Source organism: Methanocaldococcus villosus KIN24-T80 (genome assembly GCF_000371805.1).
GTDB lineage: Archaea > AGJL01 > Methanococci > Methanococcales > Methanocaldococcaceae > Methanocaldococcus > Methanocaldococcus villosus.
Genome location: NZ_AQUK01000001.1, coordinates 965,918 through 990,481, shown reverse-complemented (window position 1 = coordinate 990,481; position 24,564 = coordinate 965,918). Strand labels below are relative to the sequence as shown.

Annotated in this window: 26 protein-coding genes; 8 read left to right on the top strand and 18 right to left on the bottom strand. The window is 30.7% G+C overall.

Translation table 11 applies throughout. The features are described 5' to 3' along the window. Nucleotides 1–6: 6 nt before the first annotated feature. From METVI_RS0105720 to METVI_RS0105710, 3 genes are read left to right on the top strand one after another with little or no spacing between them, the layout of a single operon-like run. Entirely contained in the window at nt 7–1,053 is a 1,047-nt protein-coding gene (locus METVI_RS0105720; RefSeq protein WP_004589715.1) for a TIGR03576 family pyridoxal phosphate-dependent enzyme, read from the top strand. After that, the gene (gene trxR, locus METVI_RS0105715; protein WP_026152912.1) at nt 1,043–1,948 is read left to right on the top strand and encodes a F420-dependent thioredoxin reductase; all 906 of its coding nucleotides are present in this window, start codon (nt 1,043–1,045) and stop codon (nt 1,946–1,948) included. The genes METVI_RS0105720 and trxR overlap by 11 nt, the downstream gene beginning before the upstream one ends. A gap of 1 nt (nt 1,949) precedes the next feature. Next, entirely contained in the window at nt 1,950–2,621 is a 672-nt protein-coding gene (locus METVI_RS0105710; protein WP_004589717.1) for a diphthine--ammonia ligase, read from the top strand. On the opposite strand, the gene METVI_RS0105705 is transcribed toward METVI_RS0105710, so the two are convergent. The 8 genes from METVI_RS0105705 to glmS all read right to left on the bottom strand — a co-directional run bounded on the left by METVI_RS0105705 (nt 2,622) and on the right by glmS (nt 10,665). Beyond that, nucleotides 2,622–4,802 (bottom strand): elongation factor EF-2, encoded by a 2,181-nt coding sequence (locus tag METVI_RS0105705; RefSeq protein WP_004589718.1) that lies wholly within the window; start codon nt 4,800–4,802, stop codon nt 2,622–2,624. A 28-nt stretch (nt 4,803–4,830) separates the two neighbouring features. Next, nucleotides 4,831–5,406 carry a 30S ribosomal protein S7 gene (gene rpsG / locus METVI_RS0105700; protein WP_004589719.1) on the bottom strand — a complete coding sequence of 192 codons (576 nt, stop codon included), beginning with the start codon at nt 5,404–5,406 and terminating at the stop codon, nt 4,831–4,833. A 12-nt stretch (nt 5,407–5,418) separates the two neighbouring features. Then, nucleotides 5,419–5,865, bottom strand: a complete 447-nt coding sequence (locus METVI_RS0105695) for a 30S ribosomal protein S12 (protein ID WP_004589720.1) — start codon at nt 5,863–5,865, stop codon at nt 5,419–5,421. 11 nt (nt 5,866–5,876) lie between these two features. After that, nucleotides 5,877–6,413 (bottom strand): NusA-like transcription termination signal-binding factor, encoded by a 537-nt coding sequence (locus tag METVI_RS0105690; protein ID WP_004589721.1) that lies wholly within the window; start codon nt 6,411–6,413, stop codon nt 5,877–5,879. After that, nucleotides 6,413–6,718, bottom strand: a complete 306-nt coding sequence (locus METVI_RS0105685; RefSeq protein ID WP_004589722.1) for a 50S ribosomal protein L30e — start codon at nt 6,716–6,718, stop codon at nt 6,413–6,415. The genes METVI_RS0105690 and METVI_RS0105685 overlap by 1 nt, the downstream gene beginning before the upstream one ends. Before the next feature lie 193 nt (nt 6,719–6,911). Continuing rightward, nucleotides 6,912–7,424, bottom strand: a complete 513-nt coding sequence (locus tag METVI_RS0105680) for an adenylate kinase family protein (RefSeq protein WP_004589723.1) — start codon at nt 7,422–7,424, stop codon at nt 6,912–6,914. Next, nucleotides 7,421–7,870, bottom strand: coding sequence for a hypothetical protein (locus METVI_RS0105675; RefSeq protein WP_004589724.1), 450 nt, complete (start codon nt 7,868–7,870; stop codon nt 7,421–7,423). Before METVI_RS0105675 ends, METVI_RS0105680 begins: the two co-directional genes overlap by 4 nt. 5 nt (nt 7,871–7,875) lie before the next feature. Next, nucleotides 7,876–10,665 (bottom strand): glutamine--fructose-6-phosphate transaminase (isomerizing), encoded by a 2,790-nt coding sequence (gene glmS / locus METVI_RS0105670; protein ID WP_004589725.1) that lies wholly within the window; start codon nt 10,663–10,665, stop codon nt 7,876–7,878. Nucleotides 10,666–10,754: 89 nt separating this feature from the next. On the opposite strand from glmS, the gene METVI_RS0105665 reads away from it, so the two are divergent. Next, nucleotides 10,755–11,039, top strand: a complete 285-nt coding sequence (locus METVI_RS0105665; RefSeq protein WP_004589726.1) for a UPF0147 family protein — start codon at nt 10,755–10,757, stop codon at nt 11,037–11,039. Nucleotide 11,040: 1 nt separating this feature from the next. On the opposite strand, the gene pdxS is transcribed toward METVI_RS0105665, so the two are convergent. Genes pdxS through METVI_RS0105645 form a run of 4 tightly spaced genes read right to left on the bottom strand, consistent with a single transcriptional unit; the run spans nt 11,041 to nt 14,466 of the window. Then, nucleotides 11,041–12,033 carry a pyridoxal 5'-phosphate synthase lyase subunit PdxS gene (gene pdxS, locus METVI_RS0105660; RefSeq protein ID WP_004589727.1) on the bottom strand — a complete coding sequence of 331 codons (993 nt, stop codon included), beginning with the start codon at nt 12,031–12,033 and terminating at the stop codon, nt 11,041–11,043. Next, nucleotides 12,017–12,967, bottom strand: a complete 951-nt coding sequence (locus tag METVI_RS0105655; RefSeq protein ID WP_004589728.1) for a transketolase family protein — start codon at nt 12,965–12,967, stop codon at nt 12,017–12,019. Before METVI_RS0105655 ends, pdxS begins: the two co-directional genes overlap by 17 nt. Next, nucleotides 12,945–13,631 carry a ribulose-phosphate 3-epimerase gene (gene rpe, locus METVI_RS0105650; protein WP_004589729.1) on the bottom strand — a complete coding sequence of 229 codons (687 nt, stop codon included), beginning with the start codon at nt 13,629–13,631 and terminating at the stop codon, nt 12,945–12,947. Before rpe ends, METVI_RS0105655 begins: the two co-directional genes overlap by 23 nt. Then, the gene (locus METVI_RS0105645; protein WP_004589730.1) at nt 13,624–14,466 is read right to left on the bottom strand and encodes a transketolase; all 843 of its coding nucleotides are present in this window, start codon (nt 14,464–14,466) and stop codon (nt 13,624–13,626) included. The genes rpe and METVI_RS0105645 overlap by 8 nt, the downstream gene beginning before the upstream one ends. 103 nt (nt 14,467–14,569) lie before the next feature. Here METVI_RS0105645 and METVI_RS0105640 point away from each other — a divergent pair, with 103 nt between their 5' ends. The 3 genes from METVI_RS0105640 (at nt 14,570) to METVI_RS0105630 (ending at nt 18,529) form a co-directional block, all read left to right on the top strand. Continuing rightward, complete coding sequence (locus METVI_RS0105640) at nt 14,570–15,460, top strand: MBL fold metallo-hydrolase (RefSeq protein WP_017981112.1); 891 nt, start codon at nt 14,570–14,572, stop codon at nt 15,458–15,460. Then, the gene (locus METVI_RS0105635) at nt 15,438–17,150 is read left to right on the top strand and encodes an ATP-dependent DNA ligase (RefSeq protein WP_004589731.1); all 1,713 of its coding nucleotides are present in this window, start codon (nt 15,438–15,440) and stop codon (nt 17,148–17,150) included. The genes METVI_RS0105640 and METVI_RS0105635 overlap by 23 nt, the downstream gene beginning before the upstream one ends. 140 nt (nt 17,151–17,290) lie before the next feature. Next, nucleotides 17,291–18,529, top strand: coding sequence for an FprA family A-type flavoprotein (locus METVI_RS0105630; protein ID WP_004589732.1), 1,239 nt, complete (start codon nt 17,291–17,293; stop codon nt 18,527–18,529). A gap of 8 nt (nt 18,530–18,537) precedes the next feature. On the opposite strand, the gene METVI_RS0105625 is transcribed toward METVI_RS0105630, so the two are convergent. Genes METVI_RS0105625 through guaB form a run of 3 tightly spaced genes read right to left on the bottom strand, consistent with a single transcriptional unit; the run spans nt 18,538 to nt 21,340 of the window. Continuing rightward, nucleotides 18,538–19,623: a formate--phosphoribosylaminoimidazolecarboxamide ligase gene (locus METVI_RS0105625; RefSeq protein ID WP_004589733.1), complete on the bottom strand. Its 1,086-nt coding sequence runs from the start codon at nt 19,621–19,623 to the stop codon at nt 18,538–18,540. Further along, complete coding sequence (locus tag METVI_RS0105620) at nt 19,620–19,868, bottom strand: TIGR00304 family membrane protein (RefSeq protein ID WP_004589734.1); 249 nt, start codon at nt 19,866–19,868, stop codon at nt 19,620–19,622. Before METVI_RS0105620 ends, METVI_RS0105625 begins: the two co-directional genes overlap by 4 nt. Further along, the gene (guaB, locus tag METVI_RS0105615) at nt 19,868–21,340 is read right to left on the bottom strand and encodes an IMP dehydrogenase (protein WP_004589735.1); all 1,473 of its coding nucleotides are present in this window, start codon (nt 21,338–21,340) and stop codon (nt 19,868–19,870) included. Before guaB ends, METVI_RS0105620 begins: the two co-directional genes overlap by 1 nt. Before the next feature lie 91 nt (nt 21,341–21,431). Here guaB and METVI_RS0105610 point away from each other — a divergent pair, with 91 nt between their 5' ends. Next, a complete protein-coding gene (locus METVI_RS0105610; RefSeq protein WP_004589736.1) occupies nt 21,432–22,157 on the top strand; it encodes a CheF family chemotaxis protein in 726 nt (241 codons plus the stop codon). On the opposite strand, the gene METVI_RS0105605 is transcribed toward METVI_RS0105610, so the two are convergent. Genes METVI_RS0105605 through METVI_RS0105595 form a run of 3 tightly spaced genes read right to left on the bottom strand, consistent with a single transcriptional unit; the run spans nt 22,149 to nt 24,540 of the window. Then, nucleotides 22,149–23,408, bottom strand: coding sequence for a bifunctional L-myo-inositol-1-phosphate cytidylyltransferase/CDP-L-myo-inositol myo-inositolphosphotransferase (locus METVI_RS0105605; RefSeq protein ID WP_004589737.1), 1,260 nt, complete (start codon nt 23,406–23,408; stop codon nt 22,149–22,151). The genes METVI_RS0105610 and METVI_RS0105605 overlap by 9 nt on opposite strands. Then, complete coding sequence (locus METVI_RS0105600; protein WP_004589738.1) at nt 23,408–24,010, bottom strand: DUF434 domain-containing protein; 603 nt, start codon at nt 24,008–24,010, stop codon at nt 23,408–23,410. The genes METVI_RS0105605 and METVI_RS0105600 overlap by 1 nt, the downstream gene beginning before the upstream one ends. Further along, complete coding sequence (locus METVI_RS0105595; RefSeq protein WP_004589739.1) at nt 23,992–24,540, bottom strand: 4Fe-4S binding protein; 549 nt, start codon at nt 24,538–24,540, stop codon at nt 23,992–23,994. The genes METVI_RS0105600 and METVI_RS0105595 overlap by 19 nt, the downstream gene beginning before the upstream one ends. Nucleotides 24,541–24,564: the final 24 nt, after the last annotated feature.

The window sequence follows — 24,564 nt, the reverse complement described above, 5'->3', positions numbered from 1 at the left end:
GGGATTTTGAAAGATATTGAAAGATTAGAAAGGGCTAAGAAGCTTATTTTAAAAATTTTAAATGAAAAAGGAAGAGAATATTTATATGATCTGAGTGGGTTATCTGGAGGGTTTCTTATAGAGGAAAATGATAAGGAGCTTTTAACAACATATATTGGTTCTCAATATTTTTTAGAGAAGGTTAATGATTTGGGATTGAAACATTTGGGAGGATCAGTAGGGGATAGATGTATAGCCTTAAATAGAACAACATCAGCTATATTAGCTACAGTGCTAACATTAAAACCAAAGCATATTTATCACTATCTTCCAGAACTCCCTGGACATCCATCTATAAGAAGAGCAGCTGAGATTGTAAATGCGTATTATGAAGAATCTGATAATTTAAATATATTAAAAAAAGCTAATGAGAATAGTTTAGCTGTTATAACAGGAACTACAATGGATTTAAAAGTTATTAACTTAGAGCTGTTTAAAGAAGCTATAGAAATTGCTAAAGAGAAGAGTGCTATTATATTAGTTGATGATGCTTCTGGAGCAAGGATTAGATTACTATATGGTCAGCCACCTGCCTTAAAGCTAGGGGCAGATCTTGTTGTAACAAGTACAGATAAACTTATGCATGGCCCAAGGGCAGGCCTTTTAGCAGGAAAAAAGGAGATTGTTGATGAAATATATATAACAGCATTGAAATATGGTTTGGAAGCTCAGCCACCTATATTAGCTGGTATTTATAGGGCATTAGAAAAATTTAATTTAGATCATCTAAAAAAAGTGTTTAATAGAGCAAAAAATTTAGATTTGTCTAAATTAGATGAACTAGATGTTAATTATGAAAGGACTGCTACAGGTTTTGTAGTTAAAGATGTGAATGAAGAAGTAGGTTTTTATTTATTAGAAAAGTATGGAATATTAACAATATTGGTTTTTGGTGCTCCAGGATCTAGTAGAAATTTGAGAATAGATTTATTTTCAAATGATGCTGAAAGGTTAAGTGATGAATATATAATTAATGCTGTAGTAGATGCTATTAAAAGGTGTAATTATGTATGATGTTATTATAATTGGTGCTGGTCCTGCTGGTCTTTCTGCTGGAGTGTATGCTATGAGAGGTAAGCTCAAAGCTATATGTATAGAAAAAGAGAACCCTGGGGGTAGAATAGCTGAAGCTGGAATAGTTGAAAATTATTTGGGATTTGAGGAGATAAGAGGATATGAATTAGCTGAGAGATTTAGAAAACATGCTGAAAAATTTAAACTACCAATAATATATGATGAAGTGGTAAAGATTGAAAAAGAGAATGGATATTTTAAGGTAATTACAAAGAAAAGTCAATATATAACTAAGAAAATAGTAATTGCTACAGGAACTAGAGCAAAAAAATTGAACATCAATGAAGATAAGTTTATTGGGAAAGGTGTTAGTTATTGTACAATGTGTGATGCATTTTTCTATTTAAATAAAGATGTTATTGTTTTAGGTAGAGATACTCCTGCTATAATGAGTGCTATTAACTTAAAAGATATAGCTAAGAGAGTGATACTAATAACAGATAAAAAAGAGTTAAAGGCAGCAGAACCTATTATGTTTGATAGGTTAAAAGAAGCTAAAAATATTGAAATTATATACAATGCTGAAATATTAGAAATTGTTGGAGATGAGAGAGCTGAAGGGGTGAAGATAAGAGTTAATGGAGAGGAGAAAATTATTAAAGCTGATGGTATATTTATTAGCTATGGACATGTACCAAACACAGATTTTTTAAAAGGCGTAGTTGAGCTTGATAAAAATGGTTTTGTTATTACAGATGAAAACTGTAAAACTAGTGTTAATGGTATTTATGCTGTAGGAGATGTTAGAGGAGGGGTTATGCAAGTAGCTAAAGCTGTAGGAGATGGATGTATAGCTATGGCAAATATTATTAAAGAATTACAAAGAGGAATGTAAAATGGATGTAGCTGTTCTCTATTCTGGAGGGAAAGATTCAAACTATGCTTTATATTGGGCTATAAAAATGGGACATAATGTTAAATATTTAGTTAATGTTGAGAGTGAAAATAAAGAGAGTTACATGTTTCACATTCCAAATGTTCATTTAACAAATTTATCTTCTAAAGCTTCAGGAATTCCTTTAATTAAAATTTACACTAAAGGAGAAAAAGAAAAAGAGGTAGAAGATCTAAAAGAAGGTTTGAAAGAGCTTGATATAGATGCAGTAGTCACTGGAGCCGTAGCAAGTGTGTATCAAAAATCTAGAATAGATAAAATATGTGAGGAGTTAAAAATAAAATCTCTTGCTCCATTATGGGGAAAAGATCCTGAGTGGATTTTAAGAGAGACCTCTAAGTTGTTTGAAGTTATTATTGTAGGAGTTTATGCATACGGTTTAGGAAAAGAATGGTTAGGTAAGGTAATTAATGAAGATAATATAGATAAACTAATAGATATATGTAATAAATATGGAATACATAAAGCTTTTGAAGGAGGAGAAGCTGAGACTTTTGTTTTGGATTCTCCGGTATTTAAAAAAAGGATTGTTATTGAAGAAGCAGAAATTGAATGGCATGAAACTTGGGGAGTTTATCACATTAAAAAAGCTAAATTAGTAAAAAAAGAATAATTATTCAACTTTTAAACCTTTTCTTTCTCTTATTTGCCTAATTAGTTGATCTTGCATTTCTCTTGGAACTCTCTCATATCCTGCAAACTCTAAACTCCATAAACATCTACCTTGAGTAGCTCCTCTAATAGCACCAGCAAATCCAAACATTTCTGCAACAGGACATTTTGCTTTTATAATTGCCATGTCTCCTTCTTGTTCCATATCTAATATTTGTCCTCTTCTGTTGCTTATCTCTCTCATTGCTGCTCCCATGTAATCTTGAGGAGTGCTTATATAAACCATTTGCATTGGTTCTAATAATACAGGTTCTGCCTGCATCATTGCCTCTCTAATTCCAAACCTCATTGCAGGAATCATTTGAGCAGGACCTCTGTGTATAGCATCCTCGTGTAATACTAGATCCATAATCTTAACTTTAACTCCTTGACATTTCTCAGCAGCTAAAGGTCCATTATTCATAGCTTCTTTAAACCCTTGAATTAAAAGCTCTCTAACCTCATCAAAGTGCACAATACCCCTTGTCATATTAACTAAAACATTTCCTTCATATATAGATATAACCCTTCTAGCCTCTTCTGGATCCATTCCAGCCTTTATTAGCTCCTCAACTGTTTTATCATCAGGTTTTTTCTTAAAATCAATATTGCTTAATCTACCTTCTTTATATGCTTGTAAAACTCCCTCTTCTAATGGTTCAACCATTAAGTAAATCTTATTGTGTTTGTTTGGAGATTTACTCTCAATTATTGGAGATGGTTTTGTTACAGTTTCTCTATAAACAACTATTGGTTGCCCTACTTCAACAGGAATTCCTGCATCTCTCTCTATTTTTAGTTTTGTTATAATTTCAATATGTAGCTCTCCCATCCCACTTAACAAGTGTTCTCCAGTCTCTTCATTAATTTCAACTCTTACTGTTGGATCTTCTCTTGCTATTTGTCTTAAAACTTCTATTAATTTTGGTAGATCTTTTGTATTCTTAGCTTCAATAGCAACTGTAATAACAGGCTCGCTTATGTGTTTAATAGCTTCAAATGGCTCTATTATCTTATCTGGAGAGCAGATAGTCTCTCCAGCAGAAGCTTCTTTCAATCCAACTATTGCACAAATATTTCCTGCAGCTATACTATCAACAGGAATTCTCTCTGGACCCATAAAGACAGCTACTTGCTGAACCTTTGCTTTTTGCTGAGCATTAACCATATAAACTTCCATACCTTGTTTAATTCTACCACTGAATAATCTACAAACTGAAACAGCTCCTGCGTGTTTATCCATAATAATTTTTGTTACAACTCCAGCTAAAGGTCCATTAGGGTCACAGTTTAGCATAGCCTTTCCTACATCTGAATTAATATCTCCTTTCCATAGGTGAGGTATTCTGTATTTCTGAGCTTCTGATGGGCTAGGGAGATGTTTAATTACCATATCTAAAACAACTTCATGTAATGGAGCCTTTTCAGCTAATTCTCTTTGTCTATCTTGATTACAATATTCAATAATATCTTTGAATGTTATTCCACTTTTCTTCATAAATGGGACAGATATAGCCCACTTGTGATAGGCTGAACCAAATGCAACACTTCCATCTTCAACTTTAACCAACCACTTGTCTTTAAATTCTTCAGGAGCCATTTTCTTTATTAAGTTATTAACATCTGTAATTATTTTTATAAACCTTGCTTGTAACTCTTCAGGAGTTAATTTTAACTCATTTATAAGTCTGTCTACTTTATTAATGAATAATACAGGTTTAACTCTCTCTCTTAATGCCTGTCTTAAAACAGTTTCTGTTTGTGGCATAACTCCTTCAACTGCACAGACAACCACTATTGCCCCATCAATAGCTCTCATTGCTCTTGTAACATCCCCACCAAAATCAACGTGTCCTGGAGTATCAATTAAGTTAATTAAGTAATCTTTTCCTTCATAGTTATGAACCATTGAAACGTTAGCAGCAAATATTGTTATTCCTCTTTTAGCCTCTTCTTCATCAAAGTCTAATGCTAATTGCTCTCCTGCTAACTCTTTTGAAATCATTCCTGCTCCTGCTAAGAGGTTGTCTGATAATGTAGTCTTCCCATGATCAATATGAGCACATATTCCAATATTTCTTATTCTGTCGTACTTTTCCATTAATTCTTTAATCTTAGCAATCATTTTTGCTCTTTTTCCCATATCCTATTCACCTTAAAAATTTATGAATTTATCTTGCAGATTGAGCAACTCTTTCTGTTTCTTCTTTCTTTCTAACAGCATAGCTCTTTTGTATATCTCCTTTAGCAGCTGCTATTATTTCTTCAGCTAAAGCTACTTCAATAGGTGTTTTACTCTTATGGGCTTTCATATAAGCTCCTAAGGCTATGTTTCTTAATGCTACATCAACTCTCCTGGAGGAGGAACAATCTACAGATTGTAAATATATAATTCCCCCATACTGAATCCTTGTTGTATCTTCTCTTGGACCAGCATTTTCAATAGCATCTACTAAAACTTGGATTGGATTTTGTTTTGTCCTCTTTTCAATAATTTCAAATGCTTCCTCAACAATTTTTAAAGCCTTTAATTTTTTTCCTGTATTTTCCTCTCTTCTCATAACTTTATTAACTAATCTCTCAACAATATTCATTTTATGCTTTTCAAACTGTCTCTTTGTGAATCTTCCTGCAGTATGTGGAACATAAATAGGTGTTAAATTAATATAATTCCTTAAACCTGGATCCCTAACAACAACATCTTTTGTACTCCACTTTCCAAATATCTTAATTTCATCCAATTCCATATTTTCACCTTTTTATCTCTTAATTTTTTCCTGTCTTCCTCTAACCAATTCTTTTAATGAGTTCTTACCAACCATAATTACTTTATATTTAACCCCAGGAATATCCCCTTTAGCTCTTGGCCCTTTAGGTCCACCAATACCCTCTATTATAACTTCATCGTGTTCATCTATAAAAGTTATAGCTCTGTTTCCAGGACAGAATGCAGTAACAACCCTACCATTTTTAATTAGTTGAACTCTTACACACTTCCTAATCCCAGAATTTGGCTGTTTTGCTTCTAAACCAACTTTTTCAATAACAATACCTCTAGCCATAGGAGCTCCTTCTAATGGATCATATTTCTCTTTTAATCTTAAAACTCTTTTAACATATCTATAATCATGCCATCTGCACCATTTTCTTTTTAATCTTAATTTTCTACCAGCAAATTCTCCTCTTGGTGACTTACTACCACTCATTATTATCACCTTCAGTTTTGTGCCTCAGCTAATTGTGATGTATTATTAATATTCCCTTCTTCTTTTATATCTTTCCCTTCTTTCTTTATATTTCTGTTAACTTTTTGTTGTTGTTTTTCATTAATAATAACTTTTATTTTTGTTATTTTTGTATGTCTCTTTAATATATTTAAAGCTCTTTCTAAGTTTTTTCCTTTTTCTCCAAAAACAGCTTTTCTAACTTTTGGACTAATTTTTATAAAAGCTACAACATCCTTTCCTACTCTTTTAACCCAAACATCATCTAACTTTATTGGAGCAAAAATATTCCTAATAAATTTTCTCCAATCATTTGAATATTCTATAATATCTACCTTTTTACCAAACTTTTCTTCAGCTTCTTTAACGTGTTCTCCTCCCTTTCCTATAGCTGCTCCAATATCACCTTCTTTTACAATAAAAGCTACTCTCTCATCAGTAATTACACAATCTAAAATAGGAACATTAGCAATTTTTTCAAAAAATCCCATTTTCATAATCTCTTCAGTAGTTAATCTAAGCTTTCCCATTATTCATCACCTTTCAAAACATCCATGATATTTGATAATCCCTCATCAATTATCAAGAGTGTTGACACAGGGAAAGGCTTACCACAAACAGCACCAAGTTCAAGAGATGTGAGATTATGCTGATAAACAGGAATATTTGAGAGTTTTGCATAATACTTAACATCTTCTTCCAACTCTTTTGGAACATTTCCTGCTATTATAACAAGCTTACCTTCCCCGTGTTTGAGATATTTTAAAGTTCTTCTTGATCCAAGAATAACCTTACCTGTATCTACAGCGGTTCTAATGGCTTTATTTACATCCATAGTATTACCCCTCCCTTATATTTTTTATTATAAATAGAGAAACAAATAACAAAAATTTTAAATACATAGAAAATTAGGTCAGTGAAGGGCGTGTTCATCATATACATCAGCACATCGATGTTTCATCATCCCTCACAAAATAGTTTGAATCTCTATTTAAGCTTTTCATATAAAAATCTTTCTACTATCTAATTCATATCTCCAAATATTCATAATATTTGCTTAACCAATCAACTATCCCTTTTCTCTCTTTACCTTCTTTTATAGCTTCTATTATCTCATTAACGATATCTTCCACATCTCTATTAGTTGTATCTATTTCATAAACTTTTCCTTTACTCTCACATAAACATACATCCAATATTTCTGCCTGAACATTCTCTAACACTTTCTTATCTTTATAACCTCTTTTTCTTAAACGCTCTTCTATAATCTTTGGATCACATCTTAATACAATAGTATAATCAGGATTTAACAGATGTGAAACATGACCATCTAAGATAATATTATCTTTATCTTTTAAAAAATTATTTAATTTTTCAAAGTCTATAACATATGATTCCATATCTTCATCATAATCTATATACAACCTATATCTCTTTACCACATCAGTTATGTCAATAACTTCCATATTTAATCTTTTTGCTAAAACTTTTGATACTGTTGTTTTTCCTACACCAGGGGTTCCTGTTATAGCAATTCTCATTCTTTAATCTCCTCAACATCTTCTTTTATTTTTGAAACATATTTATCTAATTCAACATCATTTCTAAAGCATAATAAAACATTTTCAGAAACTAATCCATATCTATAATTTATTGTATCTAAATAGCTTTTAAAATCTGTAATCTCTTTTATAATTGCTTCTTCAGGAACTTCTTCAAAGTTTATGATAATCACATCATAGTCAGGAATCTGTCCTTTAATCTCTCTAAAGTCTAAAGGATGCTTTATCCTAACAACAAAAAGTTTTGGAAGTATTTTTTCAATTTTAATAATTTCTTTAACCTCCTCCTTTTTCTCTTCTTCATCTAAAATTACTGTTTGTGTCTCTTCACCTATTACCTCATACTCTTCCTCTTCAGGAACTTCTACAGGTTTTGGAAGATCTTTATTTCCTCTTATCTTTTTTATTATTTTTTCAAAAACCATATTTATCACTCCACAGTAACACTCTTAGCCAATCCTCTTGGTTTATCTACATCTCTATTTAATTGTACTGCCTTATAATAAGCTAATAATTGATAAGCTGGAGCATATATTATAGGAGAGATTTCCTCTATAACATTTGGAGTTATGATATTATAATCAGCTGTCTCTATTTCTACAGGGGTTATAGCTATAACTTTTCCATTTCTTGCTTTAACTTCTTCAATATTTGATATAATTGAGTTAAAAACTCTGGAATTTTTTGGAGGAACAATAGCTATAGTATCCATTCTTTCATCTATTAAGGATATTGTCCCATGCTTTAACATTCCTGCACTCATCCCTTCAGCATGCAGATATGTTATTTCTTTAAACTTTAAAGCACCTTCTAATGCACTAACAATATTAATTCCTCTAGATATAAAGATATAATTATTAACTTTTAAATCTTTTGTTACTCTTTCAATATAATCTTTTTTATTTAAAACTTCCTTAACATACTTTGGTATCTTCTCTATAGCTCTTTCATAAACAGCCATATCCTTATTTAAAAGTTTTCCAAATTCAATGAATAGTCTATATATTATCATCAGCTGTGAAGTAAATGTTTTTGTAGCACAAACAGCAATTTCTAGTCCTGCTCCCATTAATACAGTTATATCAGCCTCTCTTGTGGCAGTTGATCCAAGGATATTTACTATAGCTCCAACTTTAGCTCCTCTTTCTTTAGCATACCTCATAGCTTTTAATGTATCATATGTCTCTCCACTCTGTGTCAAAGCTATCACTAAAGTTTTTTCATCAACAACTCCTTTATTTAAAAATTCTGATGCATCACAGGCTATGACAAGTTTCCCTAACTTAGAAAAGAGATATTCAGCATATATACAGGCATGATAAGATGTCCCCATTCCAATGAAATATACTTTTTCACTATCTTTTATTAGCTTAGCTAATTTTTTTATTTCTTCACTAGATATTTTAGATGAAATCTTCAGTATTTCTGGCTGTTCCATTATCTCTTTTAACATAAAATGGGGATAACCCTTTTTCTCTGCTTGGTTAATATCCCAATTTATTTCTATAACCTCCCTTTTAACATCTTTTCCATTGTTCTCAATTTTTATATCTAAACCATTTTCTCCTTTTTTTATAATAACAATATCTCCATCATATAATGGGATAGCTTTATTTGTATATTCTAAGAAGGCTGTAATATCACTACCCAAAAATGCTTCATCTTCTCCAATACCAACTATTAATGGACTTTCATTTTTAGCTCCAATAAGTATATTTGGAAATCTTTTATTTATAATAGCAACAGCATAACTTCCTTCTAATCTCTTTATAGCTTCTTTTACAGCTTTAATATATCCTTCTTCTGAATTATCTTCTATTAAATCTTCAATTAAATGAGCAATAATCTCTGAATCAGTTTCTGATTTAAACTTATGTCCTTTTTTAATTAATTCATCTTTTAACTCTCTGTAATTACTAATTATTCCATTATGAACTACAGCAATTTCATCTTTACAGTCTGTATGTGGGTGAGCATTCTCTTTACAAACTCTCCCATGTGTTGCCCATCTTGAGTTATGATTGATTATTAAATTTCCAATAAAATTTTGAAAATCTTCAACTTCTAAGTCATAAACATATTCAACATCTGACTCTACTTTCTCAATTTTAAATTTAGTCCAAACTATGTTTCCATTAAAGTATTTTAAATTTTCATTTCCTTCTATTTTATTTAACTTCTCCAATTTACTCTTTGAAGTAAAACCAATATACTTTTTAAAAGACTCTAATGATATCTTATCATCTATAATAATCTTAAACTTCCCATTTTTTGAATATGAGGCTAAAATTCCAAATCTTAAAAGTAAGAACTGAGTTTCTCTTAAAAACTCTTCAGAGTTTATTTCTAAGTAAATCTTATCATCAACATATGATGAGTCAAATACCCCTTTTAAATATGATGCTAATAAACTATTACTTAATTTAAATACAAAACTTGGAGTTTTTTCATTTTGATGAAATAGCTCTGGAACATTATTTTTAAACCAGTTAATTAATTCTTTGCTGTTTATTTCTAATAGATAATAATCTTCCTCTTTTTTAATAATTCCATTTATATTAAAAATCTTTGTAAATAACTCTCTATATTTTTCTAAAACTTCCCTTTCCCTGTCTCTTAAAAACAGTGTTCCATTTTTAATGTGTTTTTTAATAATAGTATATCCAATAATTTGTAATAGCTCGGGGTTCATTTCATTATTATCAAATTTATAATCTATTTTTCTAACAACTCCAACTAATTCATTTCCATTTAAATCTTTAACACATTTCTCTACTATTTTTCCTTCTTCTAAAACAAAAATCTTATGCTCTCCAGTAGTTAATAGCTCAGAAAAATCAGTTTTTATTTTATATAATATATTTGGAGATTTGTGCTTAAATTTTATAATCTTTTTCTTATATAATTTAAAATCATTAAAATTAACTGATAAAACCTCATCTTCATCAATTTCAGAAATCTTTTTTATTCTCCCATCTGATAAGACAACATATGTATCTGGATGTAAACAATGTCCTACACCAATATTACCATTAACACTTAAAAAATCTTCTTTCTTAGCAACCTCTTCAACTTTTCCAACATCTTTTTTTATTATTAAATCTTCATCAATTACCCCAATTCCACAACTATCATATCCCCTATACTCCAATCTTCTAAGGCCATTTAATAGAACTTCAGAAGCCTTTTTGTTCCCAATATATCCAATAATTCCACACATGTGTTACTCACCATAATCTTAATATTATTCTTTAAGCTTAACTATTAAATATAGCTATATAATATTAAAACTTGTAAGAGGTGAGAAAGATGGTATTTGGGACTGTGGCAAAAGATGAAAGATCTCCAGAAGAGATTTTAAAAGGAGTAGCTATGATGTTAGATGAAATAATAAATGATACAACAGTTCCTAGAAACATAAGAGCTGCTGCTGAGAAAGCTAAGAATGTTGTTTTAAATGAAAAAGAGGAACCAATAGTTAGAAGTGCTACAGCAATACATATTTTAGATGAAATAAGTAATGATCCAAACATGCCTTTACACACAAGAACTCAAATTTGGAGTATAGTTAGTGAGCTTGAAAGAGTTAAATAATTCAATCTCCCCTTATTTGTAACTTCTCTTCTTCTTTTAGTTTTGTAACATCAATCCCTTTCATAGGCATTCCAAGATTTTTACTAACTTCAGCTACAACTTCTGGTTTATCATAATTGTATGTAGCCTCAACAATAGCTCTTGCCATTTCTAATGGATTTTCTGATTTAAATATTCCTGAACCTACAAATATTCCATCACATCCTAAGCTCATCATTAATGCTGCATCAGCTGGTGTAGCTATTCCTCCAGCAGCAAAATTAACGACAGGTAATCTTTTTATCTTTTTTATTTCTAATAAAATTTTATATATTCCATCTATAATCTCGTTTAGAGTAAATCCTTCATATATAGGCTCATTTTCTAAAACTTCATGAGGGTAGCCCAAACTCTCTCTAACTTGCATTGCTAGTTCAGCATATCTCATTGAAAAGACTTTAGCTACTTCATATATTGACTCATCATCCATCTCTGATATCTGTCTTATAGCTTCATTCATTAATCTCATATGTCTAACAGCCTCAACAACATTACCTGTTCCAGCTTCTCCTTTAGTTCTTATCATTGCTGCCCCTTCCCATATTCTTCTAACAGCCTCACCTAAATTTCTAGCTCCACAAACAAATGGAACTGTAAATTTCTTCTTATATATGTGGAAGAATGGGTCAGCTTGAGTTAAAACTTCACTTTCATCAATCATATCTACACCTATAGCCTCTAACACCCTAGCTTCAGCTGTATGGCCGATTCTACATTTTGCCATAACTGGGATGGATACAGCATCCATTATCTCTTCTATTAAAGCAGGATCAGACATTCTTGCTACTCCTCCCTCTTTCCTAATATCTGCTGGCACTCTTTCTAAAGCCATTACTGCAACAGCTCCAGCTTCTTCAGCTATTTGAGCTTGTTCAACATTGGTTACATCCATAACTACTCCATGCTTTACCATCTTTGCAAATCCTCTTTTTAAAAGTTCAGTACCCTTTTTCATTTTTTATCACCTTCAATATTCTCTTAGCTACACTCTCTCCATCCAATCCATAATATTTTAATAATTCTTCAGCCTTTCCACTCTTTCCAAAAACATCATTTATTCCAATTCTTAGTAGTTTCTTATCATCATTAACTATAGCCTCAGCAACAGCTGAACCTAAACCACCAATAATATTATGGTCTTCAACAGTAACAATAAAATTATTACTCTTCTTTAGTATTTTCTCATCTAAAGGTTTTATAGTAGCCATTTCTATAATCTGTGCGGATATTCCATGCTCTTTTAAAATCTCTCTAGCCCTCAAAGCTTCAGGAACTTCTTCTCCAGTAGCTATTATTGTAATATCATCCCCATCAAATAATATTTTTCCCTCTCCTATTTTAAAACTTGCCTCTTCTTCACTTTCATAAATTATTTCAGTATCTCTCCTTGGCATTCTTACATATACTGGACCATTGTATTTTGCTATCTCTCTGATAACATTTTTTGTATGGTAATAATCTGTTGGAGCTATTACAACCATATTAGGGATAGCTCTCATTATAGCAATATCTTCACACATTTGGTGAGAAGCCCCATCCTCTCCAACAGTTATCCCTGCATGTGTAGCTACTATTTTAACATTTAGCTTTGGATATGCTATTAAATTTCTTATTATCTCCCAAGGTCTTCCAGCAGCAAACATAGCAAATGAGGAGGCAAAAACTATCTTTCCTGTAGTAGCTAATCCTGCAGCCATACCCATTAAATTTTGTTCAGCAACCCCTGCATTAAAAAATCTATCTGGAAACTCTTTAGCAAACATCGCTGTCTGAGTTGAACTAGAAAGGTCAGCATCTAAAACAACTAAATTCTCATACTTCCTACCAAGCTCTATCAGTGTTTCTCCATAACCTTTTCTCATTCCTTTATAAACTCCTGTTAATTTCATTTCTCTCACCTAAAGCTTTTAAAGCTGATTCTCTTAATTCTTTAACAGCCCTATTCACATCAGGATTTCTGAAGATAGCTGATGAAGCTATTAACCAATCTGCCCCAGATTTTACAGCTAAATAAGCTGTTTCTCTATTTATTCCTCCATCTACTAATATCTTTGTTTCTAAATTATTCTCTTCTATCAAATTCTTTAATCTTTTTATCTTTTTTAGCATAGGCATTATAAATTTCTGCCCAGAAAATCCAGGTTCAACAGTCATAAGTAAAACACCATAAACCTCTTCTAAGATATATTCAATCATATCTAATGGGGTTGCAGGATTTATAGCAACTATTGGCTTAGCACCCAGTTCTCTTATTTTGTTTATCATTCTAAATGGAAATCTTACAGCTTCAATATGAAATGTTATAAAATCCATATCCTTAAACTCATTTAAAAATATATCAGCATTTTCAACCATTAAATGGACATCTACTGGAAGATTTGTTATTTTCTTTACATAATTTGCTATTCCTATACCCATACTTATGTTAGGCACAAAATGACCATCCATCATATCCACATGTATAAAATCCACTCCCGCATTTTCTACTTTCTCAATCTCATGTTTTAAAAATCTGAAGTCAGCTGATAAGATAGATGCTCCAATTTTAATCATTTTTTCCCTCTTTTAATTCTTCTAAAGCTATTTTTAGCTGTTCTTCATTAGGGGCTTTTCCATGGAACCCTACATTACCTTCCATGAATGAAACTCCTTTTCCTTTTGTTGTATATGCAATAATCATCTTTGGCTTACCATTCTTTAGAGATTTTGCTTTTTCTATTGTTTCTATTATCTCTTTAAAGTTATGCCCATCTATTTCAAAAACATCCCATCCAAACGCTTTAAATTTTTCAGCTAAATTACCAAGAGCCATAACATCTTCTGTATGCCCATCTATCTGTAAGAAGTTTCTATCAACTATGGCAATTAGATTATCTAATTTATAGTGTGCAGCAGCCATTGCAGCCTCCCAAACTATACCTTCTTGACACTCTCCATCTCCTAGGAGGACATAAATGTGTTTATCTAATTTATCTATCTTATAACCTAAAGCCATCCCTACTGCTGCAGAGAATCCCTGTCCTAATGAACCTGTAGCTATCTCAACTCCAGGAGTGTCCATAGATGGATGTCCTTGAAGTTTTCCTTCCAACTTTCTTAACTTCCAGAGTTCTTCTTCATCAATAATATTAAGCTCTGAGAGTATAGCATATAAAGCTGGAGCAGCATGACCTTTACTTAAAACAAACCTATCTCTATCTTTTTTGTTTGGATCATAATCCATTATGGCAAAGTATAGAGCTACCATTACGTCCACAGCAGATAAACTCCCCCCAGGATGTCCAGATTTAGCTAAACCTATCATTTTAACAACTTTATACCTAACTCTCTTAGCTATCTTTTCAAGTGTTTTTATATCTACTTTATCTAATTTATTAACAGCCATCATAATGTTTCACCTTCTATAACTCTTAGTTTTTGTAGAGGTAGAGTATTATTTATATTTTTATAATTATACTAATAGTATATTTAAATATCATTAAGTGATGTTTATGAAAATCATACCAATAGCATCAGAAAGTTTAGGAGTTAGGTCTATGGCTACATATGTAGATACAAGAGATGTAAAAGTATTAATTGATCCAGGTGTTGCTTTAGCTCCAGATAGATATGGATTAAAACCTAATAAGATTGAATTTAAAGCTTTAGATAAAATTAGAGAAAAAATAAATAACTTTGCAAAAAAAGCAGATGTTATTGTTATTTCCCATTATCATTATGATCACTATACCCCATTTTTTGATGATATATATCTTGCTTCAAAAGACTATGCTAATGAGATATATAGAGATAAAATACTTCTAATCAAACATCCAGAGGAGTATATAAATAAAAGTCAAAAAGAAAGAGCTAAGAAGTTCTTAGAAAGAGTTAAAGATTTAGCAAAAAAGATAGAGTTTGCAGATAACAGAATGTTTGATTTTAATAAAACAATTATAAAATTCTCTCCTCCATTTCCTCATGGAAAGGATGATAAGTTAGGGTATGTTATTATGACTACAGTTAAAGAAGATCAAACATTTTTACACACTTCAGATATACAAGGTATTTTGTTTGATGAAATAAAAGATTATATTATAAAGGAAAAACCTGACATTATCTTTATAGGTGGTCCTCCTACATATCTAATCCATAGATATGGAAAAAAGAATTTAGAGAAGGCTGTTGCTAATATAAAAGAGGTTAAAGACAAGACTGGTGCAGAGATTATAATGGATCATCACTTGTTGAGAGATAAAAACTTTAGAAAGAAGATCAATATAGATTTTAAAACAGTTGCTGAATTTTTAGGGAAAGAGAATTTATTATTAGAGGCATATAGAAAAGATATTAAAGATGGAAAAGTAGTGGTGGATGATAATGCTTTGGAAAGATGTTTGTAAAATTTTTGACAATATTGAAAAAACTACAAAAAGATTAGAGAAAAGGGATTATTTTATAAAACTTATTGAAATGGTTAAAGATCCTGAAGATTTAAAAAAGATTTGTTACATTGCTATAGGAAGAGTGTATCCTGAATATGATGAGAGAGAGTTAGGAATTGGAGAAAAGCTGTTAATAAACTCTGTAGTATCAATAGGTATAAATAAAAATGAATTGTTGGAAGAAATTAAAAAAACTGGAGATATTGGTTTTGCTATTGAAAGACTTATAGGAAAGGTAAAACATGGATATCTTCTCTATCAGCCTTTAACTGTTGATGAAGTTTATAAAACTTTAAGAAGAGTTGGTGAAATAGAAGGAGAAGGTTCTCAAAAAAAGAAAATACGGCTTATTAGTGGGCTATTTTTAAGAGCTACACCTATTGAGGCTAGATATTTAGCAAGATTAATATTAGAAGATATGAGAATTGGAATGAATGTCCCTACAATATTGGAGGCACTGTCTATTTATTTTAATATACCAAAGGAAAGGTTGGAGAAGATATATGCAATTACAAATGATATTGGTTTGTTAGCTGAAAAACTTTTAAAAAATGAGCTTGACAGTGATGAGCTAAAATTAAAGCTTTTTAGACCAATAAAACCTATGCTTGCTCAAATAGCCCCATCTATAGAGCAGGCAATATTGGAAATGGGAAAAGCACAGTTTGAAACAAAATTTGATGGGGCAAGGGTTCAAATTCATAAAAGTGGAAATAATGTGAAGATTTATAGTAGAAGGTTAGAAGATGTAACTAATGCCTTACCAGAGATTGTCAATGCTATAAAGGGAATAAATGTTGATAAACTTATAGTTGAAGGAGAGTGTGTAGCTATAGATAAAAACACAGGAAAACCAAGGCCATTTCAAGATATACTAAGAAGGTTTAGAAGAAAGTATGATATAAGTAAGTTTATGAAAGAGATCAATTTAAGAGTGTATCTCTTTGATATTCTTTACAAAGATGGTGTTTCTTATATAGATGAGCCATTTAAAAAAAGGAGAGAAGTTTTAGAAAGTATATTTGGGTATGAAAATGATTTTAAAAAGGATAGAAAAAGAATAGAAGAAGAATTAAAAGCTGATAAAATTATAGATCTTTCTTATAAGCTTGTTACAGATAATCCTGAAGAAGCTAGAGAGTTTTACAATTGGAGTTTATCTATAGGACATGAGGGAGTTATGATAAAAAATCTTAATGCACCATACACTCCAGGAAGTAGAGTAAGAACTATGTATAAATTTAAACCGACTTTAGAAAGTTTGGATGTTGTAATTACTAAAGCTAAGAGAGGAATGGGCAAGAGAAAAGACTGGTATGGTTCTTTTGAAATAGCTGTTAGGGATGAGGAGGGGAATCTTTATCCTATTGGCCATGTTGGAACAGGATTAACTGAAGAAGATTTAGAATATCTAAAACAGAGAATTGACAAAATCATCATTAGAGATCTTGGGGAGGAAGTTGAAGTTAAGCCTGAAATTGTTGTTGAAGTAGCATATGAAGAAATCCAAAAATCTGATAAATATCCCTGTGGTTTTGCTTTAAGATTTCCAAGAGTTGTTAGGTTTAGAGAAGATAAAGGGGTTGATGATATAAATACATTAGATGATGTTAAAGAGATTTATATGATACAGAGAGGTAGGAATTAACAAATTTAATATCTGCAATTAAATAATCTTATCCGATTTTCGTAATTATGGTTATGAAACAGTTATGAACTACGCACCATAAGGCAAATATATTAATAAATTACAATAATTAAAAACGTAAAATATAACAAGGTGAAAAGATGAAAGCAGATGCTGTAAAGATTGCAGACGGAGTTTATTGGGTAGGAGTTTTAGATTGGGATATAAGAGTTTATCATGGGTATACATTAAAGGGAACTACTTATAATGCATATTTAGTCTTTGGAGATGAGAAAGTAGCTATAATAGACAACACCTATCCAGGAACTTCTGCTCAAATGTGGGCAAGAATAAAAGATGCATTTGAGAAAGAAGGAAGAGAGTTTAAGATAGATGTTATAGTACAAAACCATGTAGAAAAAGATCACAGTGGAGCATTACCAGAGATTCATAAAAAATTCCCTGAAGCACCAATATACTGTACAGAAGTTGCTGTTAAAGGACTGAAGAAGCATTACCCATCATTAGAAAATGCTCCATTTAAAGTAGTTAAAACAGGGGATACAGTTGATTTAGGAGGTAAGACATTAACATTCTTAGAAGCTCCTCTATTACATTGGCCAGACAGTATGTTCACATTCTACAATGAGGGAGGAATATTATTCTCAAATGATGCATTTGGACAACACCTATGCTACCCAGCCCATAAGAGATTTGATAAAGACATTCCTGAATATGTATTAATGGATGCTAATCAGAAATTCTATGCTAACTTAATAACACCTCTATCAAAACTTGTATTAAAGAAATTTGAAGAGGTTAAAAACTTAGGATTATTAGAGAAAATAAAAATGATAGCTCCTTCACATGGTCAAATATGGACAGATCCAATGAAGGTTATTAAGGCATATCAAGACTTTGCTACAGGAAAGGCTGCTAAAGATAAAGTCACAATTGTATATGATACAATGCACTACTCAACACAAAAAATGGCTCATGCATTTGCTGAAGGATTAATGAGTGAGGGAATTGATGTAGTTATGTACTTCCTACACTATGATGAGAGAAGTGAAATAGTTAAAGATATATTAGATAGTAAAGCCCTATTATTAGGAGCTCCAACAATCTATGATGAACCATATCCAAGTGTTGGAGACTTAATTTATTACTTAAGAGGTTTGAAGTTCAATAGAGCAGGATTTAAGAGACTAGCTTTAGTCTTTGGATCTATGGGTGGAGAAGGAGGAGCTGTAAATAGATTAGAAGAAGAATTAAAATCTTGTGGATTTGAAGTTATTGATAAATATGAACTTTACTATGTCCCAACAAAAGATGAATTAGAAAACTGCTATAATATGGGTAAGAGATTAGCAGCTAAAATAAAAGATATGAAGATTTAAATCCTTTTTTATGAAATTATTTTTTCTATCATGTTTAAACTTAAAGCTAATTTTATTTCTCTTGCTATTCTCTGACCCATACTTAGAGGTTCTCCATTATAGAGGAATGAGTATGGACTACCATTCATAAAACTGTTACTTCCTCCATCTATTCTTGCTGACATTTCAAAGACTACTATCTCTAAGCTGTCAGTACATAAACTCTGTAAGCAAAATGGTCCAATGATACCTGGAGGAACTATAGATTTTGAAGCTTCAACTAATTTATCACCCATATCAAAAACTTTTGGTAAGAGACTCTCTCTAATAACAACAGGTATATTTCCAGTTATTACATAACTAGGATTAATATTTGATTCTAATTGATCCTTAGCAGGAATTCTTATTAATCCATCAATATTACTCTCATATCTTTTATCAATTCCTAATAATTCAACTTCATTTTTTAGTGGTGAGTAGAAGTAATGGAAACAAAAGTTTGTTCCAATAATATATTCTTCTATATGTGCTTTCTTTAAGTCCTCATCTGTTAGTATACCTTTATCAATTAATTCATTAGCTTTTTTATAGAATTCATCTTTGGAGGATGCTATGAAATATCCTTTTCCTCCCCTTGCCCCAGGAAATTTAACAATTACACATCTATCTATATCATTTGGATCCTCAAATTTTTTAGGCACTCTTATCCCAGCTTCTTCTAATAACTTCCTCTCCAAATCCCTCTCTGCCTCCCATCTTAATATCATTCTATTTCCAAACATAGGAACATAGAAGTTTTTCTCTATATTATCTAACCCACAGTAGGCTATAAATGATCCATGTGGAATAATTATAGAGTTCATCTCCCTGAGCTTCTCTTGAACTTCTTCATCCTTTATCTCTGAGAAATCATTTACATATATAAATTTATCAGCTACTCTAAACCTTTTATATGGGATATCTCTACCCTTCACTGTTATACATACTGTGGAAAACCCTTCTAATTTAGATCCTTTTAATATATGTAAGGCTGTATGGCTACCTAAAGTAGCTATAGTTATTTCATCTTTATTATATTCATTAAATATCTCTATAATCTCATCTTTTTTTATCATTTTACCACCCTAAAAGAAAGTAAGAACATTAATATCCATATGATCATTAGTATAGTTATTAATATAGAGAATATAATTAGATTTTTTGAATTGCCAAAAACTATTGGAATAGGGCCTATCATGATAATTCCAGCGTATTCTACATTCTCTTCTTTTTTCTCTTTATCTGGTAAAATCATACCCAATGTTACTAAAAAAAATCCTATGAATATTAACAATATCCCTAAAAATATTAATGCCCTCATCATCTCCCTAATGGGTAGTTAGGAGCTTCATTAGTTATTAGTATATCATGTGGATGGCTCTCTCTTTGACCACTTTGGGTTATGATAACAAATCTTCCTTTTTCTTGTAACTCTTTTAAATTCTTAGCTCCACAATATCCTAAGCTTGCTCTTAAACCCCCCAATAGTTGGAAAATAACTTCACTTACTGGACCTTTATAAGGTACTGCTCCCTCAACACCTTCAGGAACTAGTTTAACATGTTTCATATGACTTTTATCAACAGTTTGGAAATACCTATCTCCAGAACCAGACATCATAGCTCCCAATGACCCCATTCCTCTGTACTGTTTATACTTTCTACCATTTATAACCATCAACTTACCAGGAGCTTCATCAGTACCTGCTAATAATGAACCAAGCATTACAGCATCAGCACCAGCAGCTATAGCTTTAGCAATATCCCCACTATATCTTATCCCTCCATCAGCTATTACAGGTATTTCATAATTTTTTGCTACATCTGCAACTTTAGCAATAGCTGTTAATTGTGGCACTCCTACACCAGCAACAATTCTTGTAGTACATATACTTCCCGGCCCAATACCCACTTTTAAAACATCAGCACCAGCAGCTATTAGATCCTCAGCAGCCTCTTTTGTAGCTATATTTCCGGCAATTAAAACAGTGTCACCACAAAGTTCTTTAAATTTCTTAATATTCTCAACAACTCTCATGTTGTGGGCATGGGCACAATCAATAACAAGGGCATCAACTTCAGCTTCTATTAAAGCTTTAGCCCTCTCAAAATCATGCGGTCCACAGGCTGCTGCAACTAATAACCTACCTTTTTTATCTCTTGCAGCTTGTGGATACTTCCTTCTTTTTAAAATATCTCTTAAAGTAACAATACCTATAAGATTCATCTCATCATCAACTATTGGTAGCCTCTCAACTCTATTTGAGTACATTATATCTAAAGCTTCTTCTTCAGTTATATTTTCTTTAGCATAAACAATATCTTTTGTCATTACATCTTTAACTTTTTTGTCTTTATCTTTAATAGCTTTAACATCTCTATGTGTTATTATCCCTACTAACTTTTCTCCATCTACAACTGGTAAACCACTTATAGAATATGTTTCCATCAGATTTATAGCAGTTTTTACAGTTTCTTCTGGAGATATAACAATTACATCTTTAATTACAATTTCATCAGCTTTTTTGACTGCTAAAACTTGATGAACTTGCTCTTCAATACTCATATTTCTGTGTATAACCCCTAACCCCCCCAATCTTGCTAATGCTATAGCCATCTCTTTTTCTGTAACTGTATCCATAGCAGCAGAGAGAATAGGGATGTTTAATTTTAAACCTGATAAATTTGTAGAAACATCAGTTTCTTTTGGTTCTACATAAGAGGCATTAGGTACAAGTAGAACATCATCAAAAGTATAAGCTACTTCAGCCTCTTTAAGCTTTTTAAAAAACAATGTCTCACCTTAATAACCTTTTTATTTATATTTCAGTAAGAGGTATTTATACTTTAAAGATTCTAAATTATTTATATTGTTGGTGATGTTAATGAGTTATGTTGCAAAGTTTTCAGGGAGGGGCGTTGTGATAACCAAACATCATCGAAAATTATATAGTTTTTTGTATAAAAAATGGGAACCTTTAGATATCACATTATATAGGGATAAGATAGTATTTGATTTTGGAGATAATAAGATTGAACTAAGTTTAGATAATATTATTGATATAGGGGAAAGAATACCTGAGGAGATTATAAAAACTTCAAAATACTGTCTTGAAGGTATAGAGTATTATTCAACAGTGACCACATATATAAATTTTGAGAAGACTGTAATAGCTTTTGCTACAGAATCAATGATTTATGAAAAAACCCTAATAATAAGTTTTTTAAGGAAGCTATTCCAAATACTTTTAAATAATAAAGATGTTATGGTTAGGTATAACATAAAGGAGAATTTTTACTGGGAAAAAGGAAAAATTAAGTTTGTTGATAAGAAAATTAGAGATAAAGGAATTATGAGAGTTGAACATTATATCACAGTTGAGACAAAAAATGATAGATACTATTTATTTACAAATATTAAGGACTTGAAAATTAGTGAAGACAAAATAAAAGATAGGGTTTTACCTGTATTAGAGATAGTTCAAAAAATGTGGATAAAAAATATTTCTTCCTATTTTTACTCTGATGATTGGAAAGTAAAGTTGTTTATTCTTAGGTACTTAAGGGAGATAATGGGGTTGGATATAGGGATTTTAAAATATTTAGACTAATTTTTTTGATAAGTAAATCATAATTGCTACTCTTAAATTAGTATATATAGCTAAAATAAGATACATAGGTTTTATTAAATTCAAAATTACCATAATCATGATAAAAAATATTCTCTCATCTCTTTTTCCTGGAATCTTTTTTAGTATTTCTATACTTTCATACATATCTTTTCCATAAGCACCTCTAAATCTCTCTGATGTGTAACTTATCATTATACACCCTATCAAAGCAACCATAGCTATAAAAAACCAAAGATTGCTTGAAAGTGTTTTATAAGCTAATATAGATAAAAAAGCTCCATCAACATACCTGTCTAATATAGAATCCAAATATCCTCCAAATTTACTAGTTTCTAATCTAGCTCTGGCTATTTCTCCATCAACTCCATCAAGTATAGAGCTTATTTGATAAAGTATTGCTCCTAATATGGGATTATATAAAACTGTTAAAGCTGATAGTATCCCAAATAAGAATATCCATATAGTTAATGTATTTGGGGAAAAATGATCTACTAAAAAATAACTTATCTTTGTAGATATTTTTCTATTTATATATCTACTTATAAACCCATCTTTATCCCCTTTAACAGCAGTTTCTATTAACATCCTTTTAGCCTTTTTTATATCTTCTGGTATATCAACATCTGTCCAAGGTTTTCCATTAACAAATGTTACTCTTAATTTAGCTCTTTCAACAACTTCTCTCATTTCAATAATTTCCTTTTCTTTCTCCAATTCTTCAGTAATTTTAAATATTCCACTATCTAAAATAAAAAATCCAGTGTCAATAGCATCAAAGTTCTCTAACTCTTTACCAATTTTTTCAACTCTTCCATCTTTTACTTTCACTTTTGTGGCTTCATCTATATCAACATATTTTGGATATTTATCAACTATTAACCCCTCACCCTTTATAGCATCTTCAATAAATTCTTTTGTATAGATGTGGTCACTCATAACTAATATGAATCTGTCTTTAACATGGTTTTTAACAATATGTAAAGAATAACCATTACCTCTTTCAGGATTATTATTTATTATTAAATGAGCATTAAAATTATGCTTTTTTAGAAAATCTTCAAAATCTTTTCTATATATGTTATTTACAACAATATAAAACTTATTAACTCCACACTCAGACAAGAGTTTCATTGTCCTATAAAGTATCTCTTTTCCACATATTTTTAATAGAGATTTAGGGATATTTCCCATTCTTGAACCATAACCTGCTGATAAAATGACAGCTTCCATTATTTCACCTCTTTGATAATATCTACAACATGTTTAACATCTTCACTTAAAATAATGTATAAATCAGATGTCATTACAGCAGGCTTTGTTTTTAAAATAGAATCACAGTTTTTAACACAGAGTACTTTACCTTTTAAATTCATTTTTTCTATCTTTTCTCTAATCCTTCTGGCTAACTCTCCACTTTTAGAAACTTGAGCATCCAAATATATACAAAATTCTTTATCTTTTAAAACATTTAATAGCAATTTAATAGCTTTCTCAGTATATTCTCCAATTTTATATTTTCCATAAACCCTTTCTAAGTCCCTATATATCCCATCATCACATAAAAAAACTCTATTCTTTAAAAAAGCTTCAATTGTTATAAGAACATTAAATCCATCTACATACACTCTTTTTAACTCTTTTAATGGAGTTAATTTATTCTTAACAATTTCTATTTCTTTATCACTGTGCACTTCTCTTAAAATTCTTAATCTTTCCAATTTTGTCAATTTATAATGATTTCCTACAAAATTTATTGCCACTTCTTTTTTATATCCCCTGTTTATTAAATATTTAAAATCTTTTTTAGCCTCTTCTATTTTTTTATTGGACATACCTCTTCACACATCCTACAAAATATACAACTTTCAACATCAACTTTAATGAACATAGATTTAACATACTCTTCAGGAGTAATTATAGCTTTTAATGGACATTTTTTAACACATTCTAGACAAAATTTACACTTGTTTTCATCAATTTTTTTATTCTTTAAATCTATAGCTTCACATGAACATAAACCACATTCATTACATTTGTATTCTAAAATTATAGGAGTTTTTGGTTTTGGGACATTATTTTTAATTACAGGAATGGAACAGAAAAGTAGGCAAATTCCACATTTTTTACATTTGCTTTCATCTATAGAAAATCTATTCCCTATAATAGCATCACATATATCTAAACAAACTCCACAGTGCTCACAAATTATATTTCTAAATTTAAATATTTTTATAGCCTCTGTAGGGCAGTGTTTTGTACACAATCCACAACCTATACATTCATTTATATCTAATTCTTTAGTTTTTGAATATTTTTTATCCACATTTAAAAATAGACATTTTATTAAGCTAGAAATTTTCATTTAAAATCACTAAATTTAAATTTT

Excerpts from the sequence above, each read along its gene's own strand:
- METVI_RS0105640 (WP_017981112.1), top strand. The coding sequence starts at position 14,570 with ATGAAAATCATACCAATAGCATCAGAAAGTTTAGGAGTTAGGTCTATG.
- METVI_RS0105665 (WP_004589726.1), top strand. The coding sequence starts at position 10,755 with ATGGTATTTGGGACTGTGGCAAAAGATGAAAGATCTCCAGAAGAGATT.
- METVI_RS0105605 (WP_004589737.1), bottom strand. The coding sequence starts at position 23,408 with ATGGAAGCTGTCATTTTATCAGCAGGTTATGGTTCAAGAATGGGAAAT.
- METVI_RS0105635 (WP_004589731.1), top strand. The coding sequence starts at position 15,438 with ATGCTTTGGAAAGATGTTTGTAAAATTTTTGACAATATTGAAAAAACT.
- METVI_RS0105655 (WP_004589728.1), bottom strand. The coding sequence starts at position 12,967 with ATGAAATTAACAGGAGTTTATAAAGGAATGAGAAAAGGTTATGGAGAA.
- METVI_RS0105710 (WP_004589717.1), top strand. The coding sequence starts at position 1,950 with ATGGATGTAGCTGTTCTCTATTCTGGAGGGAAAGATTCAAACTATGCT.
- glmS (WP_004589725.1), bottom strand. The coding sequence starts at position 10,665 with ATGTGTGGAATTATTGGATATATTGGGAACAAAAAGGCTTCTGAAGTT.
- METVI_RS0105675 (WP_004589724.1), bottom strand. The coding sequence starts at position 7,870 with ATGGTTTTTGAAAAAATAATAAAAAAGATAAGAGGAAATAAAGATCTT.
- pdxS (WP_004589727.1), bottom strand. The coding sequence starts at position 12,033 with ATGAAAAAGGGTACTGAACTTTTAAAAAGAGGATTTGCAAAGATGGTA.
- METVI_RS0105625 (WP_004589733.1), bottom strand. The coding sequence starts at position 19,623 with ATGATAAAAAAAGATGAGATTATAGAGATATTTAATGAATATAATAAA.
- METVI_RS0105680 (WP_004589723.1), bottom strand. The coding sequence starts at position 7,424 with ATGAGAATTGCTATAACAGGAACCCCTGGTGTAGGAAAAACAACAGTA.
- METVI_RS0105705 (WP_004589718.1), bottom strand. The coding sequence starts at position 4,802 with ATGGGAAAAAGAGCAAAAATGATTGCTAAGATTAAAGAATTAATGGAA.
- METVI_RS0105620 (WP_004589734.1), bottom strand. The coding sequence starts at position 19,868 with ATGAGGGCATTAATATTTTTAGGGATATTGTTAATATTCATAGGATTT.
- METVI_RS0105600 (WP_004589738.1), bottom strand. The coding sequence starts at position 24,010 with ATGTCCAATAAAAAAATAGAAGAGGCTAAAAAAGATTTTAAATATTTA.
- METVI_RS0105645 (WP_004589730.1), bottom strand. The coding sequence starts at position 14,466 with ATGATGGCTGTTAATAAATTAGATAAAGTAGATATAAAAACACTTGAA.
- METVI_RS0105630 (WP_004589732.1), top strand. The coding sequence starts at position 17,291 with ATGAAAGCAGATGCTGTAAAGATTGCAGACGGAGTTTATTGGGTAGGA.
- METVI_RS0105685 (WP_004589722.1), bottom strand. The coding sequence starts at position 6,718 with ATGGATGTAAATAAAGCCATTAGAACCGCTGTAGATACAGGTAAGGTT.
- METVI_RS0105690 (WP_004589721.1), bottom strand. The coding sequence starts at position 6,413 with ATGGGAAAGCTTAGATTAACTACTGAAGAGATTATGAAAATGGGATTT.
- METVI_RS0105595 (WP_004589739.1), bottom strand. The coding sequence starts at position 24,540 with ATGAAAATTTCTAGCTTAATAAAATGTCTATTTTTAAATGTGGATAAA.
- rpe (WP_004589729.1), bottom strand. The coding sequence starts at position 13,631 with ATGATTAAAATTGGAGCATCTATCTTATCAGCTGACTTCAGATTTTTA.
- METVI_RS0105610 (WP_004589736.1), top strand. The coding sequence starts at position 21,432 with ATGAGTTATGTTGCAAAGTTTTCAGGGAGGGGCGTTGTGATAACCAAA.
- rpsG (WP_004589719.1), bottom strand. The coding sequence starts at position 5,406 with ATGGAATTGGATGAAATTAAGATATTTGGAAAGTGGAGTACAAAAGAT.
- METVI_RS0105695 (WP_004589720.1), bottom strand. The coding sequence starts at position 5,865 with ATGAGTGGTAGTAAGTCACCAAGAGGAGAATTTGCTGGTAGAAAATTA.